Origin of the sequence: Stenotrophomonas sp. EMP41 (assembly GCF_047495535.1) — a bacterium.
Classification (GTDB): domain Bacteria; phylum Pseudomonadota; class Gammaproteobacteria; order Xanthomonadales; family Xanthomonadaceae; genus Stenotrophomonas; species Stenotrophomonas sepilia.
Genome location: NZ_CP179923.1, coordinates 1422501 through 1435642, shown reverse-complemented (window position 1 = coordinate 1435642; position 13142 = coordinate 1422501). Strand labels below are relative to the sequence as shown.

General features: G+C 66.5%; 11 protein-coding genes. 3 read left to right on the top strand and 8 right to left on the bottom strand.

Annotated elements, in window-relative coordinates; translation table 11 throughout:
* Positions 1-3 precede the first annotated feature (3 nt).
* The 6 genes from bamB to ndk form a co-directional block, all read right to left on the bottom strand.
* A complete protein-coding gene (gene bamB, locus ACMGRF_RS06615; RefSeq protein WP_180880016.1) occupies positions 4-1212 on the bottom strand; it encodes an outer membrane protein assembly factor BamB in 1209 nt (402 codons plus the stop codon).
* A complete protein-coding gene (locus ACMGRF_RS06610; protein WP_049413005.1) occupies positions 1212-1850 on the bottom strand; it encodes a YfgM family protein in 639 nt (212 codons plus the stop codon). The genes bamB and ACMGRF_RS06610 overlap by 1 nt, the downstream gene beginning before the upstream one ends.
* A 65-nt stretch (positions 1851-1915) precedes the next feature.
* Positions 1916-2785, bottom strand: a complete 870-nt coding sequence (locus ACMGRF_RS06605; protein ID WP_049438678.1) for a RodZ domain-containing protein — start codon at positions 2783-2785, stop codon at positions 1916-1918.
* 18 nt (positions 2786-2803) lie between these two features.
* A complete protein-coding gene (gene pilW, locus ACMGRF_RS06600; RefSeq protein WP_111190844.1) occupies positions 2804-3589 on the bottom strand; it encodes a type IV pilus biogenesis/stability protein PilW in 786 nt (261 codons plus the stop codon).
* A complete protein-coding gene (rlmN, locus tag ACMGRF_RS06595) occupies positions 3576-4781 on the bottom strand; it encodes a 23S rRNA (adenine(2503)-C(2))-methyltransferase RlmN (RefSeq protein WP_005409296.1) in 1206 nt (401 codons plus the stop codon). The genes pilW and rlmN overlap by 14 nt, the downstream gene beginning before the upstream one ends.
* A gap of 10 nt (positions 4782-4791) precedes the next feature.
* Positions 4792-5217 carry a nucleoside-diphosphate kinase gene (ndk, locus tag ACMGRF_RS06590; RefSeq protein ID WP_005409295.1) on the bottom strand — a complete coding sequence of 142 codons (426 nt, stop codon included), beginning with the start codon at positions 5215-5217 and terminating at the stop codon, positions 4792-4794.
* Positions 5218-5529: 312 nt separating this feature from the next.
* Between ndk and ACMGRF_RS06585 the strand changes: the two genes are divergently transcribed.
* The 3 genes from ACMGRF_RS06585 to ACMGRF_RS06575 all read left to right on the top strand — a co-directional run bounded on the left by ACMGRF_RS06585 (position 5530) and on the right by ACMGRF_RS06575 (position 9873).
* Positions 5530-6183: a TetR/AcrR family transcriptional regulator gene (locus ACMGRF_RS06585; protein ID WP_005416238.1), complete on the top strand. Its 654-nt coding sequence runs from the start codon at positions 5530-5532 to the stop codon at positions 6181-6183.
* 39 nt (positions 6184-6222) lie between these two features.
* Entirely contained in the window at positions 6223-8595 is a 2373-nt protein-coding gene (locus ACMGRF_RS06580; RefSeq protein ID WP_049412997.1) for a 3-hydroxyacyl-CoA dehydrogenase/enoyl-CoA hydratase family protein, read from the top strand.
* 69 nt (positions 8596-8664) lie between these two features.
* Positions 8665-9873, top strand: a complete 1209-nt coding sequence (locus ACMGRF_RS06575) for an acetyl-CoA C-acyltransferase (protein ID WP_019661304.1) — start codon at positions 8665-8667, stop codon at positions 9871-9873.
* Between the two features lie 478 nt (positions 9874-10351).
* Here ACMGRF_RS06575 and galU read toward each other — a convergent pair whose 3' ends face one another.
* Together galU and ACMGRF_RS06565 are read right to left on the bottom strand one after the other, a co-directional pair.
* Positions 10352-11230 carry a UTP--glucose-1-phosphate uridylyltransferase GalU gene (galU, locus tag ACMGRF_RS06570; protein WP_414485719.1) on the bottom strand — a complete coding sequence of 293 codons (879 nt, stop codon included), beginning with the start codon at positions 11228-11230 and terminating at the stop codon, positions 10352-10354.
* Positions 11227-13140 carry a polysaccharide biosynthesis protein gene (locus ACMGRF_RS06565; protein ID WP_032954120.1) on the bottom strand — a complete coding sequence of 638 codons (1914 nt, stop codon included), beginning with the start codon at positions 13138-13140 and terminating at the stop codon, positions 11227-11229. The genes galU and ACMGRF_RS06565 overlap by 4 nt, the downstream gene beginning before the upstream one ends.
* Positions 13141-13142 lie beyond the last annotated feature (2 nt).

Sequence of the window (13142 nt, the reverse complement as noted above, 5' to 3'; positions counted from 1 at the left end):
GTATTAATTTGCCAACCGGAAGGCGGTCAGCTTGCCATCCACGTTCTGCACCAGCAGCACCCCGTCTGCGACGACCGGCTGGGCCAGCAGGGCATCACCACCGCTCTTTGCCCGTGCCGCCATCGCACCATCGGAGGTCTGCAACCAGTGCACGTATCCCTTGTAGTCGCCGACCACCACGTAGTCGCCCTGCAGCGCCGGGCCGGTCAGCGAACGACGGGCCAAGGCGGTCTGCGACCACATCGCTGCGCCGCTGGCCTTGTCCAGGCCGAACACGCCGCCCTTGTTGTCGGTGACGAACACATTGCCCGACGACACCGCCACGCCACCCGCACCACCATGGTCGCGCGCCCACAGCGGGCGACCGGTCGGGCCTTCGATGGCCATGGTCTGGTTCTTGAAGCTGCTCACGTAGAGGGTGTTGCCCTCCAGCACCGGCGCGCCGTCGACGTCAGCCATGCGCTCCAGCTCGGTACGGCCTTCGCCGTTGCCCAGGTTCTGCTCCCACAGGGTGCGGCCATCCTGCTGGGCCAGGGCCGCAACCGCGCCCTCGTCCTTGCCGATGAACAGCACGCCCGGGCCGGTCACCACCGGCGCATTGCCGCGCACGGTCAGCGCCGGCAGCTCGCTCGGGTTGAACCACTTCTGAGTGCCGTTGCCGACATCGAAGGCGGTCACGCGGCCGTCGTTGCTGCGCACGTAGACCATGCCCTGGGCAACGGCCGGCGCGGCGATCACTTCACCCGGAACACGGGCGCGCCACTTCTCGCTGCCGTCGTTGATGTCCAGCGCGATGACCTGGCCATCCAGCGTGCCGATCACGACCAGGTTCTCACCGACACCCGGGCCGCCGGACAGGCGCAGCTTGGCCTTCTTCTTTTCCTTCTTCGGCTCCCAGGTCCAGACCTTCTTGCCGGTCTGCAGGTCGATGGCGTGCACGCCACCGGTGATCGCCGCAGCGAACACGTGGCCGTTGGCCACCGCCGGGCCCTGGCGCACACCGATGCGACGCTCGCCCTTGCCGAGGTTGACCGACCAGATCTTGCTGACCTTCACGGTCGGCTCGAACTTGACCAGCTCAGCCGGTTCCTGTGCCTTCTTCGCCGCCGCGTCCTTGCCGGCGAACCAGCCCTTCATGGTGCCGCAGCCGGTCAGGGCCATGCCCATCAGGAGCACGGTGGCGACGCGGGTGATCATGACCTTCTGACTCATCAAACCGACTCCGCAGGGGCGGCAACGGTGCCGCCGGCGTCCATAACCTTGGTTTCCAGCAGGCGCCGCTGCGGCGCCGCCACGTCCAGCGTCTTCAGCGCCTTCTCGTACTGTACGCGGGCCTCATCACGCTTGCCCTGCGCCATCAGCGCATCGCCATGGATTTCCAGGCTGCTGCTGTCGGTGGCGCTGCCCAGCAGCTTGATGGCCTCGTCGCTCTTGCCGGTGGCCACCAGCAGGCGGGCCACACGCTGGTCGACCACGCGCTGCAGGTCGCCTTCGACCTTCACGTTGCGCAGGGTGGCCAGTGCCTCTTCGTTCTTGCCGGCGTCGACCTGGGCCTTGGCCAGCTGCAGCGCCGCGAGGTCGCCGTAGATGCTGGACGGGCCGGCTTCGAGCGCCTTGACCGCCTTGGCGGCGTCGTCGAGCTTGTTCTGCTGCAGGCCCTGCAGGGCCTTCTGGTACTCGACGTTGGCCGAGGCCAGCTTGCTGCCCTGCTCCTTCTGGTACCACTGCCAGCCGGCAATGGCACCGATGGCGATGACTACGCCACCGAGGATGCTGGCGCCATTCTTCCGCAGCCAGCTGCGGACGCGTTCACTTTGTTCGTGCTCGTCGAGCAGATCGTCGATCGCCATGCGTACTCTCGCCCCGCCCGTCGGGAGGGACCATTGGGTTTAATCGAAGGTGGTGAAACCGCGCCTCAGTGCGAAACCGGGACTACGGAGCCTTCAGAGGATACCTGAAAGCGTGCCACGTTGGCTCGCTGGTAGGGGGTCAGATCGACGATAGCGCCGTTCTGCTGAACCTGGACCGCCGAGGCGTTGCCCAGGGTCACCCGGGTCACCTGGCCCGGCGTGAAGCTGCGGGTCTCGCCGGACTTGATCAGCGCCTTCTCGACGGTGCTGCCGTCCGGGCCGCCGATGTCGACCCAGCTGTCGCCGCTGAACTGCATTTCCAGCGCATTGCCGGCAGCCGGGGCCGGCGCCGGGCGCGGCACCGGGGCCAGCGAGGCGACGTAAGGGGTGGCCGCCGGCTTGCTGGCCGGGGCCGTGGCCGCTTCGGCCGGGGCGGCCGTCTCGCTACCGGCTGCGGACGGCGTGACCGGCACGGCGGCCGGGATCACGTCCAGCGAGGCGGTGCTCGGCGACGGGTTCGCGCTGCCGTCGAAGTGGCCACGGGTGGCGAACCACACCGGCACCGCCAGCACGGCGGTGATGCCGACATACAGCACGCGCCGGCCGAGGTTCTCGGCAATGCGGCGCGCACGGGGGGTATGGGTATGGCTGACCAGGGTGGGCGGAACCACCGGGCCGACCTGGGCCTGTTCCAGCAGCTCGCCCACGTCCACGTCGAGCAGGCGCGCATAGCTGCGCAGCTGGCCGCGCACGAACACCGGCGCCCCCAGCTTCTGCCATTGTTCTTCTTCCAGGGACTTGACCACCTGGACCGGCATGCGCAGGCGCGAGCCGACATCTTCGAGGGTCAGTCCGGCCGCTTCACGGGCCTGGCGCAGGCGGGTGCCGCAGCCGGCCGCAGTCTCGAGAGCGCTCACAGTCTGGTCATCAATCACAATGCATCAACCCTGGAGTTAGGAGCCCGCTTCCTGCGGAAATTCCTGTCGAATCCGCTGCAGATAGCGATCAGATGCCGCCCGATCGCCCAGCCTCGCTTCGATTTGAGACGCAAGTTGTAACACGGAACGCGTTGCGGGTGCAGCCGCAATCCTACGTTCGGCGAAGGCCCGGGCCTCCATATAGCGGCCCTGGCGGAAGCTCAGCTGGGCCATCGACTCCAGCGCAACCGGGTTGGCCGGCGCCGCGACGAGTGCCGCGCGCAGGTCGCGCTCGGCACGTTCGAGCTGCCCAGCGTCCAGCGCGCAGCTGCCGGCATTGGCCTGCGCTTCGCCCGGGGTGGCATAGCCTGGCGCCTGCAGCGCCCGGTCGAACCAGACCAGCGATTCGGCCGGCTGGCCCTGCTGGCACAACCAGGCACCGTAGTTGTTGAGCACGTCTCCGCGCTGCGGCGCCAGCTCGGCGGCCTTGCGGAAATGGTCGCCCGCCTGGCGGGTGCGGCCACGACGGCCATCGATGCCGGCCTGCAGCACCAGCGCATCGGGCGCCTCGGGCGCCAGCTTCAGCGCTTCGCGCACCTTGCGCTCGGCGGCGTCGAGATTGCCGACCTGCATGTCACGGGTCGCCAGGGTCAACAGGTCGCGCCAGCGCACTTCGCGCCGCACGCTTTCCGGGTCACCCACCGAATAGACCGGCGCCTGACTCGGCCCGAGCTTGGCCTTGGGATGGGATTTGCAGCCGCCGACCGCAACGGCCAGCACGCCTGCGAACAGAACCAGCCAGAGGCGGTCAGGCCGCGGCATCGCTCCCCTTCCCCGCCTGCAGCGTTTTGTTGAACTCCGCCTGGCGGCGGGTGCGGTCCATCACCTGGCCCTTGAGCTGGCCACAGGCGGCATCGATGTCGTCGCCACGGGTGCGGCGGACCATGGTCAGCACGTTGCTGTCGAGCAGGATCTTCTGGAAGGCACGGATGTGCGCCTCTTCCGAACGCTCGTAGCGGGTGCCCGGGAATGGGTTGAACGGGATCAGGTTGACCTTGCCCGAATCCTTGGCCTGCACCGCGTTGTCGAACTGGCGCATCAGGCGGGCCAGCTCGCGGGCATGCTCGGGCTTGTCGTTGATGCCCTTCATCAGGGTGTATTCGAAGGTGACCGACTCGCGGCGCTTGTTGGCGCGCAGGTAGCGTGCGCACGAGGCCATCAGCTCGGCGATCGGGTACTTCTTGTTGAGCGGCACCAGCGTCTCGCGCAGCGCGTCGTTCGGCGCATGCAGCGACACCGCCAGCGACACGTCGCTTTCGGCAGACAGGCGGTCGATCTGCGGCACCAGGCCGGAGGTCGACAGGGTCACGCGCTTGTTGGCCAGGCCGTAGCCCAGGTCGTCGCGCATCACGCTCATGGCGCGCACGACGTTGTCGAAATTCATCAGCGGCTCGCCCATGCCCATCATCACCACGTTGGTGAGGCGGCGCATCTGGTGCGGCACGTTGCCCAGGTGGCGTGCAGCAACCCACACCTGGCCGATGATCTCGGCGGTGGTCAGGTTGCGGTTGAAGCCCTGGGTGGCGGTGGAGCAGAACGTGCAGTTCAGGCCGCAACCGACCTGCGAGGACACGCACAGCGTGCCGCGGGTCTTGTCCGGGATGTACACGGTCTCGATGGCGTTCTTGCCATCCACGCCCATCGCCAGCAGCCACTTGTGGGTGCCGTCGGCGGAAGGCTTGTCGAACACGATGTTCGGAACCAGCACCTCGGCATGGGCCTGCAGCTTGGCGCGCAGGACCTTGCCGAGGTCGGTCATTTCATCGAAATCGGTGACGTAGCGATGGTGGATCCACTTCATCACTTGGTGGGCGCGGAACTTCTTCTCGCCGAGAACCTCGACGAAGAACTTCTCCAGGCCCGCGCGATCGAGGTCGAGCAGGTTCTGCTTGCCAGCCGTGGGTGCCGACTTCGGCAGCGGCTGGATGGCGGGGGACTGTACGACCTCGTTCACGGCATTACTCTCAGCGCGAGACGACTTCGGTGGCGGCGAAGAAGTAGGCGATTTCAATCGCGGCATTCTCGACCGAGTCCGAGCCGTGGGCGGCGTTGGCATCGATGGATTCGGCGAAGTCGGCGCGGATGGTGCCCGGCGCGGCTTCCTTCGGGTTGGTGGCGCCCAGCAGATCGCGGTGGGCCAGGACGGCGTTCTCGCCTTCCAGGGCCTGGATCATCACCGGGCCGGAGATCATGAACTCGACCAGCGCGTTGAAGAACGGACGCTCGCGGTGCACGGCGTAGAAGCCTTCGGCTTCACGGCGCGACAGCTGCTTGTACTTGGCGGCCACGACCTTCAGGCCGGCCTTCTCGAAGCGGGCGTAGATTTCGCCGATGACGTTCTTGGCAACGGCGTCCGGCTTGATGATCGAAAGGGTGCGCTCCAGCGCCATGGGATGTCTCCAATGGAATCGGGCCGCTGATGGCCCGAAGGGTAACATGAAAAAAACCCGCGTCGGGACGCGGGCTTAGCCTGATAAACGTAGGCGAATTGTAAAAGATAAAGCGGCGCCATGGTAGTGCCGGCCGCTGGCCGGCATCGGCCACCATTCAACCTCGGGCTGCCGGCCAGCGGCCGGCAGCACCCCATTCACCCAGCTGAGCGGATTCTGACCGTCCGAGCCATTTTTGCTGCACTGCAAAATGCCATACGCTACCGTCTGGTCCTAGTATCAAACAATCGTTTGATTAAGGTCTGCCCGCCGATGGCCAAACCCGCCCACTTCTCGACCAAGGACCGGATCCTCGGCGCGGCCGAGGAGCTGTTCGCACAGCACGGCTTCGCCGGTACCTCGCTGCGCCAGGTGACCAGCCAGGCCGACGTCAACATCGCAGCGGTCAACTACCACTTCGGCTCCAAGGAAAACCTGGTCAACGAGGTGTTCCGCCGCCGCATGGACGAAATGACCGGCGCCCGCCTGTCGCAGCTCGAACGCGCACGCGCCGAGCACCCTGGCGAACTGCGTCCGGTGCTGGCCGCCTTCGTCGAGCCGGCCCTGGCGCTGGCCCAGGACCGCCAGAACGGCGGCGCCTTCGTGCGCGTGATCGCCCGCGCCTACGCCGAGAAGAACGACAACCTGCGCAAGTTCCTGTCCGACCACTACGGCCACGTGCTGCGTGCGTTCGGCAAGGCCATCGGCGAATGCGTGCCGGACCTGAGCAAGGAGGAGCTGTACTGGCGCCTCGACTTCCTGGCCGGCTCGCTCACCTATGCGATGGCCGACTTCGGGCTGATCAAGCGTCCCGCCGGTGTCACCGAAGCGGCGCATCGTGCCCATGCCGCCCACGAACTGATCCATTTCGCCGAAGCCGGGTTCCGCGCCGCCGCACGCGCCAGCGCCCTGCCCGCTTCCGTTTGATTCCACCCAGTAACTGCTGACCAACAAAGGCCCTACACCATGTCCAATTCCCTGCTAGTCCGCCGCGCCGCCGTGCTGGGTGCCGGCGTCATGGGTGCCCAGATCGCCGCCCACCTCACCAACGCCGGCGTCGACACCGTGCTGTTCGACCTGCCTGCGAAGGAAGGTCCGGCCGACGGCATCGTGCTGAAGGCGATCGCCAATCTGGGCAAGCTGAGCCCCGCGCCGCTGGCCAGCAAGTCGCTGGCCGAAGCCATCACCCCGGCCAACTACGAGTCCGGCCTGGAGCAGCTGAAGGACTGCGACCTGATCATCGAGGCCATCGCCGAGCGCATGGACTGGAAGCAGGACCTGTACAAGAAGATCGCCCCGTTCGTGGCCGACCACGCGGTGCTGGCCTCCAACACCTCGGGCCTGGGCATCAACAAGCTGGCCGACGTGCTGCCCGAGCAGCTGCGCCACCGCTTCTGCGGCGTGCACTTCTTCAACCCGCCGCGCTACATGCACCTGGCCGAGCTGATCCCGGCCACCACCACCGACGCCGCCGTGCTGGAAGGCCTGGAAGCATTCCTGGTCACCACCCTGGGCAAGGGCGTGGTGTATGCCAAGGACACCCCGAACTTCATCGGCAACCGCATCGGCGTGTTCTCGATCCTGTCCACCATCCACCACACCCAGCAGTTCGGCCTGGGCTTCGATGAAGTGGACGGCCTGACCGGCCCGCTGGTCGGCCGCCCGAAGTCGGCCACCTACCGCACCTCCGACGTGGTCGGCCTGGACACCATGGCCCACGTCATCAAGACCATGGGCGATACCCTGCCGAATGACCCGTGGCATGAATTCTTCAAGTCGCCGAAGTGGCTGGACGCGCTGATTGCCAAGGGCGCGCTGGGCCAGAAGACCGGCGCCGGCATCTTCCGCAAGGTCGGCAAGGACATCGTCGTCCTGGACCTGGAGAAGCAGGACTACCGCCCGGCCGACCGCACCGCCGCCCCGGAAGTGGTCGAGATCCTGAAGATCAAGAACCCGGCCGAGAAGTTCGCCAAGCTGCGCGAGAGCCAGCACCCGCAGGCACAGTTCCTGTGGGCGACCTTCCGCGACCTGTTCCACTACAGCGCCTACCACCTGGCCGATATCGCCGAGACCGCACGCGACGTCGACCTGGCGATCCGCTGGGGTTACGGCTGGTCGCTGGGCCCGTTCGAGACCTGGCAGGCTGCCGGCTGGAAGCAGGTGGCGCAGTGGATCGCCGATGACATCGTGGCCGGCAAGAGCATGAGCAGCGCCCCGCTGCCGGATTGGGTGTTCGATGGCCGCGACGGTGTGCACGCCGCCGAAGGCAGCTACAGCCCGTCGCGCAACGCCAAGCTGCCGCGTTCGTCGCTGCCGGTGTACCAGCGCCAGCGCTTCCCGGATCCGCTGCTGGGCGAGACGTTCGCGCCGGGCGAGACCGTGTTCGAGAACGACGGCCTGCGCATGTGGCACGACGGTGATGGCATCGCCGTGGTCAGCTTCAAGACCAAGATGAACACCGTGTCCGACCAGGTGCTGGATGGCCTGCAGGAATGCGTCAGCCGCGCCGAGAAGGACTTCCAGGGCCTGGTGATCTGGCAGCAGAAGGAACCCTTCTCCGCCGGTGCCGACCTGGCCGGCGCGCTGGGCCTGCTGCAGGCCGGCAAGGTCGACCAGTTCGAGGAAATGGTGGCCAACTTCCAGCGCACCAGCCAGCGCATCAAGTACTCGCTGGTGCCGGTGGTGGCCGCCGTGCGTGGCCTGGCGCTGGGTGGCGGCTGCGAATTCCAGATGCACAGCGCCAAGACCGTGGCGTTCCTGGAAAGCTACATCGGCCTGGTCGAGGCCGGCGTCGGCCTGCTGCCGGCCGGTGGCGGCCTGAAGGAGCTGGCCGTGCGCGCCTCGCAGGCCGCCGGTCCGGGCGGTGATGTGTTCGCCGAACTGAAGAAGACCTTCGAGACCGTGGCGATGGCCAAGGTGTCCAACTCGGCGGTCAATGCCAAGGAGCTGGGCCTGCTGCGCAGCACCGACAAGGTGGTGTTCAACAGCTACGAGGCGCTGCACATCGCCAAGGCCGAAGCACGCGCCCTGGCCGAAGCGGGCTACCGTCCGCCGCTGCCGGCACGCCGCATCCAGGTCGCCGGTGACGTGGGCATCGCCACCTTCAAGATGATGCTGGTCAACATGCTGGAAGGCCGCTTCATCAGCCCGTACGACTACGAGATCGCCGAGCGCATTGCCACCGTGCTGTGCGGTGGCAAGGTCGACCGCGGCACCCTGGTCGACGAAGAGTGGCTGCTGACCCTGGAGCGCAAGCACTTCGTCGAACTGGCCCAGCAGGAAAAGACCCAGGCCCGCATCGCGCACATGCTCAAGACCGGCAAGCCGCTGCGGAACTGACGGAAGACATCGGTAGTGCCGGCCGCTGGCCGGCAACCTCTTCCAACCCCTATTCAAGAGATCATTGCAATGACCAAGCAAATCCAGGACGCCTACATCGTCGCCGCCACCCGTACCCCGGTTGGCAAGGCGCCCAAGGGCATGTTCCGCAACACCCGCCCCGACGACATGCTTGCGCACGTGCTGCGCAGCGTCGTCGCCCAGGCCCCGGGTGTGGACGTCAACCGCATCGATGACGCCATCATCGGCTGCGCCATGCCGGAAGCCGAGCAGGGCATGAACGTGGCGCGCATCGGCGTGCTGCTGGCCGGCCTGCCGAACACCATCGCCGCGCAGACCGTGAACCGCTTCTGCTCCTCCGGCCTGCAGGCCGTAGCGCAGGCCGCCGATGCGATCCGCCTGGGCAACGCCGACCTGATGCTGGCCGGCGGTACCGAGTCGATGTCGATGGTGCCGATGATGGGCAACAAGATCGCGATGGCACCGAGCGTGTTCGACAACGACCACGTCGCCATCGCCTACGGCATGGGCATCACCGCCGAAAAGGTCGCCGAAGAGTGGAAGGTCTCGCGCGAAGACCAGGATGCCTTCGCCCTGGCCTCGCACCAGAAGGCCATGGCCGCGATCCAGAACGGCGAGTTCAAGGACGAGATCAGCCCGTACGAGATCGTCTCGCACCTGCCGGACCTGGCCGATGGCCAGCGCATCATCACCCGCAACAAGATCGCCGACACCGACGAAGGCCCGCGCCCGGACTCCTCCGCTGAAGGCCTGGCCAAGCTGCGCCCGGTGTTCCGCAACGGCCAGTTCGGCGGCACCGTCACCGCTGGCAACTCCTCGCAGATGAGCGACGGCGCCGGTGCCGTTCTGCTGGCCTCGGAGCAGGCGATCAAGGACTACGGCCTGACCCCGCTGGCCCGTTTCGTCAGCTTCTCGGTGGCCGGCGTGCGCCCGGAAGTGATGGGCATCGGCCCGATCGCCGCGATCCCGAAGGCACTGAAGCAGGCCGGCCTGACCCAGGACCAGCTGGACTGGATCGAGCTCAACGAAGCCTTCGCCGCGCAGTCGCTGGCGGTGATCCGCGACTGCGGCCTGGACCCGGCCAAGGTCAACCCGCTGGGCGGCGCGATCGCCCTGGGCCACCCGCTGGGCGCGACCGGCGCGATCCGCACCGCGACCCTGCTGCACGGCCTGCGTCGTCGCCAGCAGAAGTACGGCATGGTGACGATGTGCATCGGCACCGGCATGGGCGCAGCGGGTATTTTCGAGGCGCTGTAAGGTTCAAAGCGTTGCCTCGTTGGGCTTCATGGCGTGGGCCGGGTTGGCACGGCTGCCTGGGACACGCCGTGAACCCATCCATGGGGGCTCGATGGCGCCATCCATGGCGCCAACGGTCCCGGGCAGCCCCGCCAACCCGGCCCTTCCAGCCCCCCCCGCGGCGGAAGGTTGAGCAAAGGCAGGGTCAAAGGCCGGGGTCAGAGCCCTTTGCTGCGCAAAGGGATCTGCCCCCAACCCACGAAAAAAGGCAGCCATTGGCTGCCTTTTTTGCTTTTGCTTCTGCCCTTGATTCCGCCCTTCCCGTCCGCGCCCGCAGGAAACCTAACAGGCGGGACGGGTGGGCCGTCGCAGGACCGTTGGCGCCATGGATGGCGCCATCGAGCCCCCATGGACGGGTTTACGGCGTGTCCTGCAACGGCCCACCCGTCCCGCCCATCACGTATCAATCAAAGCGCTGACGGAGCGCTTGATAAACCCCTTATTCCGCCAGCATCGCCGCCAGCTTCTCCCGCGCCGGGCCGGCCAGCTTCGGGTTGTCCAGCGCGAAGCGGATCGTCGCCTCCACCAGCCCCAGGTGCGTACCGCAGTCGAAGCGGGTGCCCTCGAAACGATAGGCATCGACTTCTTCGGTCTTCAACAGCTCGGCAATCGCATCGGTCAGCTGGATCTCGCCGCCGGCACCGGTCTGGGTCTGTTCCAGCAGTTCGAATATCTTCGGGCTCAGCACGTAGCGACCGACCACCGCCAGGTCGCTCGGCGCGTCCTCCGGCTTCGGCTTCTCGACGATCTGCGAAATGCGGCCCTTGCGGCCATCGAACGCCTCAGTGGCGACGATGCCGTAGCTGGCGGTCTTTTCGTGCGGCACGTCTTCGACCGCGATCACGCTGGCACCGCTGGCCTCATTGAGGTTGGCCATCTGCTTCAGCGCACCGGCACCGCGGTTCCAGATCAGATCGTCGGGCAGCAGCACCGCGAACGGCTCGTCACCGATCACAGCCTTGGCACACAGCACTGCGTGCCCCAGGCCCAGCGCCTCGGCCTGGGTCACGAAGATCGCGCGCACGCCATTGGGCAGCACATGCCGGATCAGCTCCAGCTGCTCCTGCTTGCCGGCGCGCTCGAGCTTCTGCTCCAGCTCGTAGGCCTTGTCGAAATAATCGGCGACGGCGTGCTTGTAGCGGTTGGTGATGAACACCAGCGTGTCGCAGCCGGCTTCGATGGCTTCATCCACGGCGTACTGGATCAGCGGCCGATCAATGATCGGCAGCATCTCCTTCGGCACAGTCTTGGTTGCTGGCAAAAAACGCGTTCCCAGTCCTGCCACCGGGAAAACTGCCTTGCGAATTCGCTTGCTCATTGGTGCCTGTTCGCCTCACGTGCCGGAAAGGGCACGACTTTAGCGGATGAAATGTAAGCATCCTGTTCGATTGGCGAGAATTCCGGCATCGTCGCAAACAGGATTTCCTGGATGCTGGCAGTGTCGTAGCTGGCAATCGCCTCACGCAGGCGCGGAACATTGCCCAGCACCAGGTCGCGCGAGAACGTACGCACGCCGGCCTCGAGAATCTTCGGGTGCGCGGTCGAACGGTAGTCTTCGTCCGAATAGAACAGGGTCTCGTGCAGCTTCTCGCCCGGGCGCAGGCCGGTATAGATGATCTGGATGTCCTTGTACGGCTGCTTGCCGGTCAGGCGGATCATCTGTTCGGCCAGCACGCGGATCGGCACCGGCTCGCCCATGTCCAGAGTGTAGATCGCACCATGCGACGCCGACGCGGCCGCCTGCAGGATCAGCTGGCAGGCCTCGGGGATGGTCATGAAGTAACGGCTGACTTCCGGGTCCGTGACCGTGACCGGACCACCGCGCAGGATCTGCTCGCGGAACAGCGGCACCACGCTGCCGGCCGACGCCAGCACGTTGCCGAAGCGCACCGTGACGAAACGGGTGTGCGTGGACTTCTGGTCCAGGCTCTGGCAGATCATCTCGGCGTAGCGCTTGCTCGCACCCAGCGCATTGACCGGATCGACCGCCTTGTCCGTGGAAATGAACACGAAATGCTCCACGCGGGCTTCCAGGCACGCGCGGGCGACGTTCTCGGTCGCCAGGATGTTGTTGCGCACCGCTTCGCGCAGCTGGCGCTCCAGCACCGGCACATGCTTGTAGGCGGCGGCATGGAAGGCGGTATCGACCGGGTGCAGCGACAGCGCGTGGCGGATCACGGCCGGGTCGCCACAGTCGCCCAACACCGCCTCGATCTCGACATCGGGGAAGCTGCGCCGCAGCTCGCCTTCGATGGTCAGCAACAGCAGTTCACTGATCTCCAGCAGGATGATGCGACCGGCACCGTGCCGCGCGCACTGGCGGCACAGCTCCGAGCCGATCGAACCACCGGCGCCGGTAACCATCACGGTGCGCCCACCCAACCAGCCACGGATCAGGTTCCAGTCCGGCATGATCGGCTTGCGGCCCAGCAGGTCTTCGATCGCCACTTCCTTCAGCTGGCCTGGCAGCGACTGGCCCTGCAAGATGTCGCTGAGCTTGGGCACGGTACGGAACGGAACGCCGGTGCTTTCGCAGATCGCGACAACGCGCTGCATGCCTGCGGCATCCAGCGACGGCATGGCAATGACCAGCAGCTTGGCAGCGGTCTCGCGGACCACCGTCGGGGCGTCATCCAGGGTGCCGAGGATCGGCAGGCCCTGCAGCTTGGCACCCCGCAGGTGCGGTGCATCGTCGAGCAGGCCGACCGGCTCGAAGTTGCCGGAACGACGCAGGTCGCGCACCAGTGTTTCCGCCGCCTGGCCGGCGCCGAGGATCAGCACGCGGCGGGCGCTGGAATCGGACTGCAGTGCCTGGTAGTCCTTCCAGGCCCGGTACAGCAGGCGCGGTGCGCCCAACAGGGCCGACAGCGCGAACGGGTAGATCACCAGCACCGACATCGGCACGCCGTCGAAGCGCTTCCACATCAGCACCAGGACGATGGCGACCATGCCGATGAAGCTGGCCTTGAAGATGTTCAGCAGGTCGCTGACGCTGGCGAACCGCCACAGCCCGCGATACAGGCCCACGCGCCAGAACACCAGGCCCTGCAGCAGCAGGACCAGGGTGGTATCGACGTTCCACAGGGGCAACGCCGGAGCGTTGGGCAGGATCGAGTAACGCCCTGCATGGAGCAACTGCCAGCATGCCCAGACCATGAAGAGGTCGTGGCAGACGATGGCCGAACGCGGCATCAGGCCGAGGATTCTGTCCCGCCAGGGTGAAGCCATAA

Coding starts and splice junctions, on each gene's coding strand:
- ACMGRF_RS06585 (WP_005416238.1), top strand. CDS start 5,530: ATGGCCAAACCCGCCCACTTCTCGACCAAGGACCGGATCCTCGGCGCG.
- ACMGRF_RS06610 (WP_049413005.1), bottom strand. CDS start 1,850: ATGGCGATCGACGATCTGCTCGACGAGCACGAACAAAGTGAACGCGTC.
- ndk (WP_005409295.1), bottom strand. CDS start 5,217: ATGGCGCTGGAGCGCACCCTTTCGATCATCAAGCCGGACGCCGTTGCC.
- pilW (WP_111190844.1), bottom strand. CDS start 3,589: ATGCCGCGGCCTGACCGCCTCTGGCTGGTTCTGTTCGCAGGCGTGCTG.
- galU (WP_414485719.1), bottom strand. CDS start 11,230: ATGAGCAAGCGAATTCGCAAGGCAGTTTTCCCGGTGGCAGGACTGGGA.
- ACMGRF_RS06580 (WP_049412997.1), top strand. CDS start 6,223: ATGTCCAATTCCCTGCTAGTCCGCCGCGCCGCCGTGCTGGGTGCCGGC.
- bamB (WP_180880016.1), bottom strand. CDS start 1,212: ATGAGTCAGAAGGTCATGATCACCCGCGTCGCCACCGTGCTCCTGATG.
- ACMGRF_RS06575 (WP_019661304.1), top strand. CDS start 8,665: ATGACCAAGCAAATCCAGGACGCCTACATCGTCGCCGCCACCCGTACC.
- ACMGRF_RS06565 (WP_032954120.1), bottom strand. CDS start 13,140: ATGGCTTCACCCTGGCGGGACAGAATCCTCGGCCTGATGCCGCGTTCG.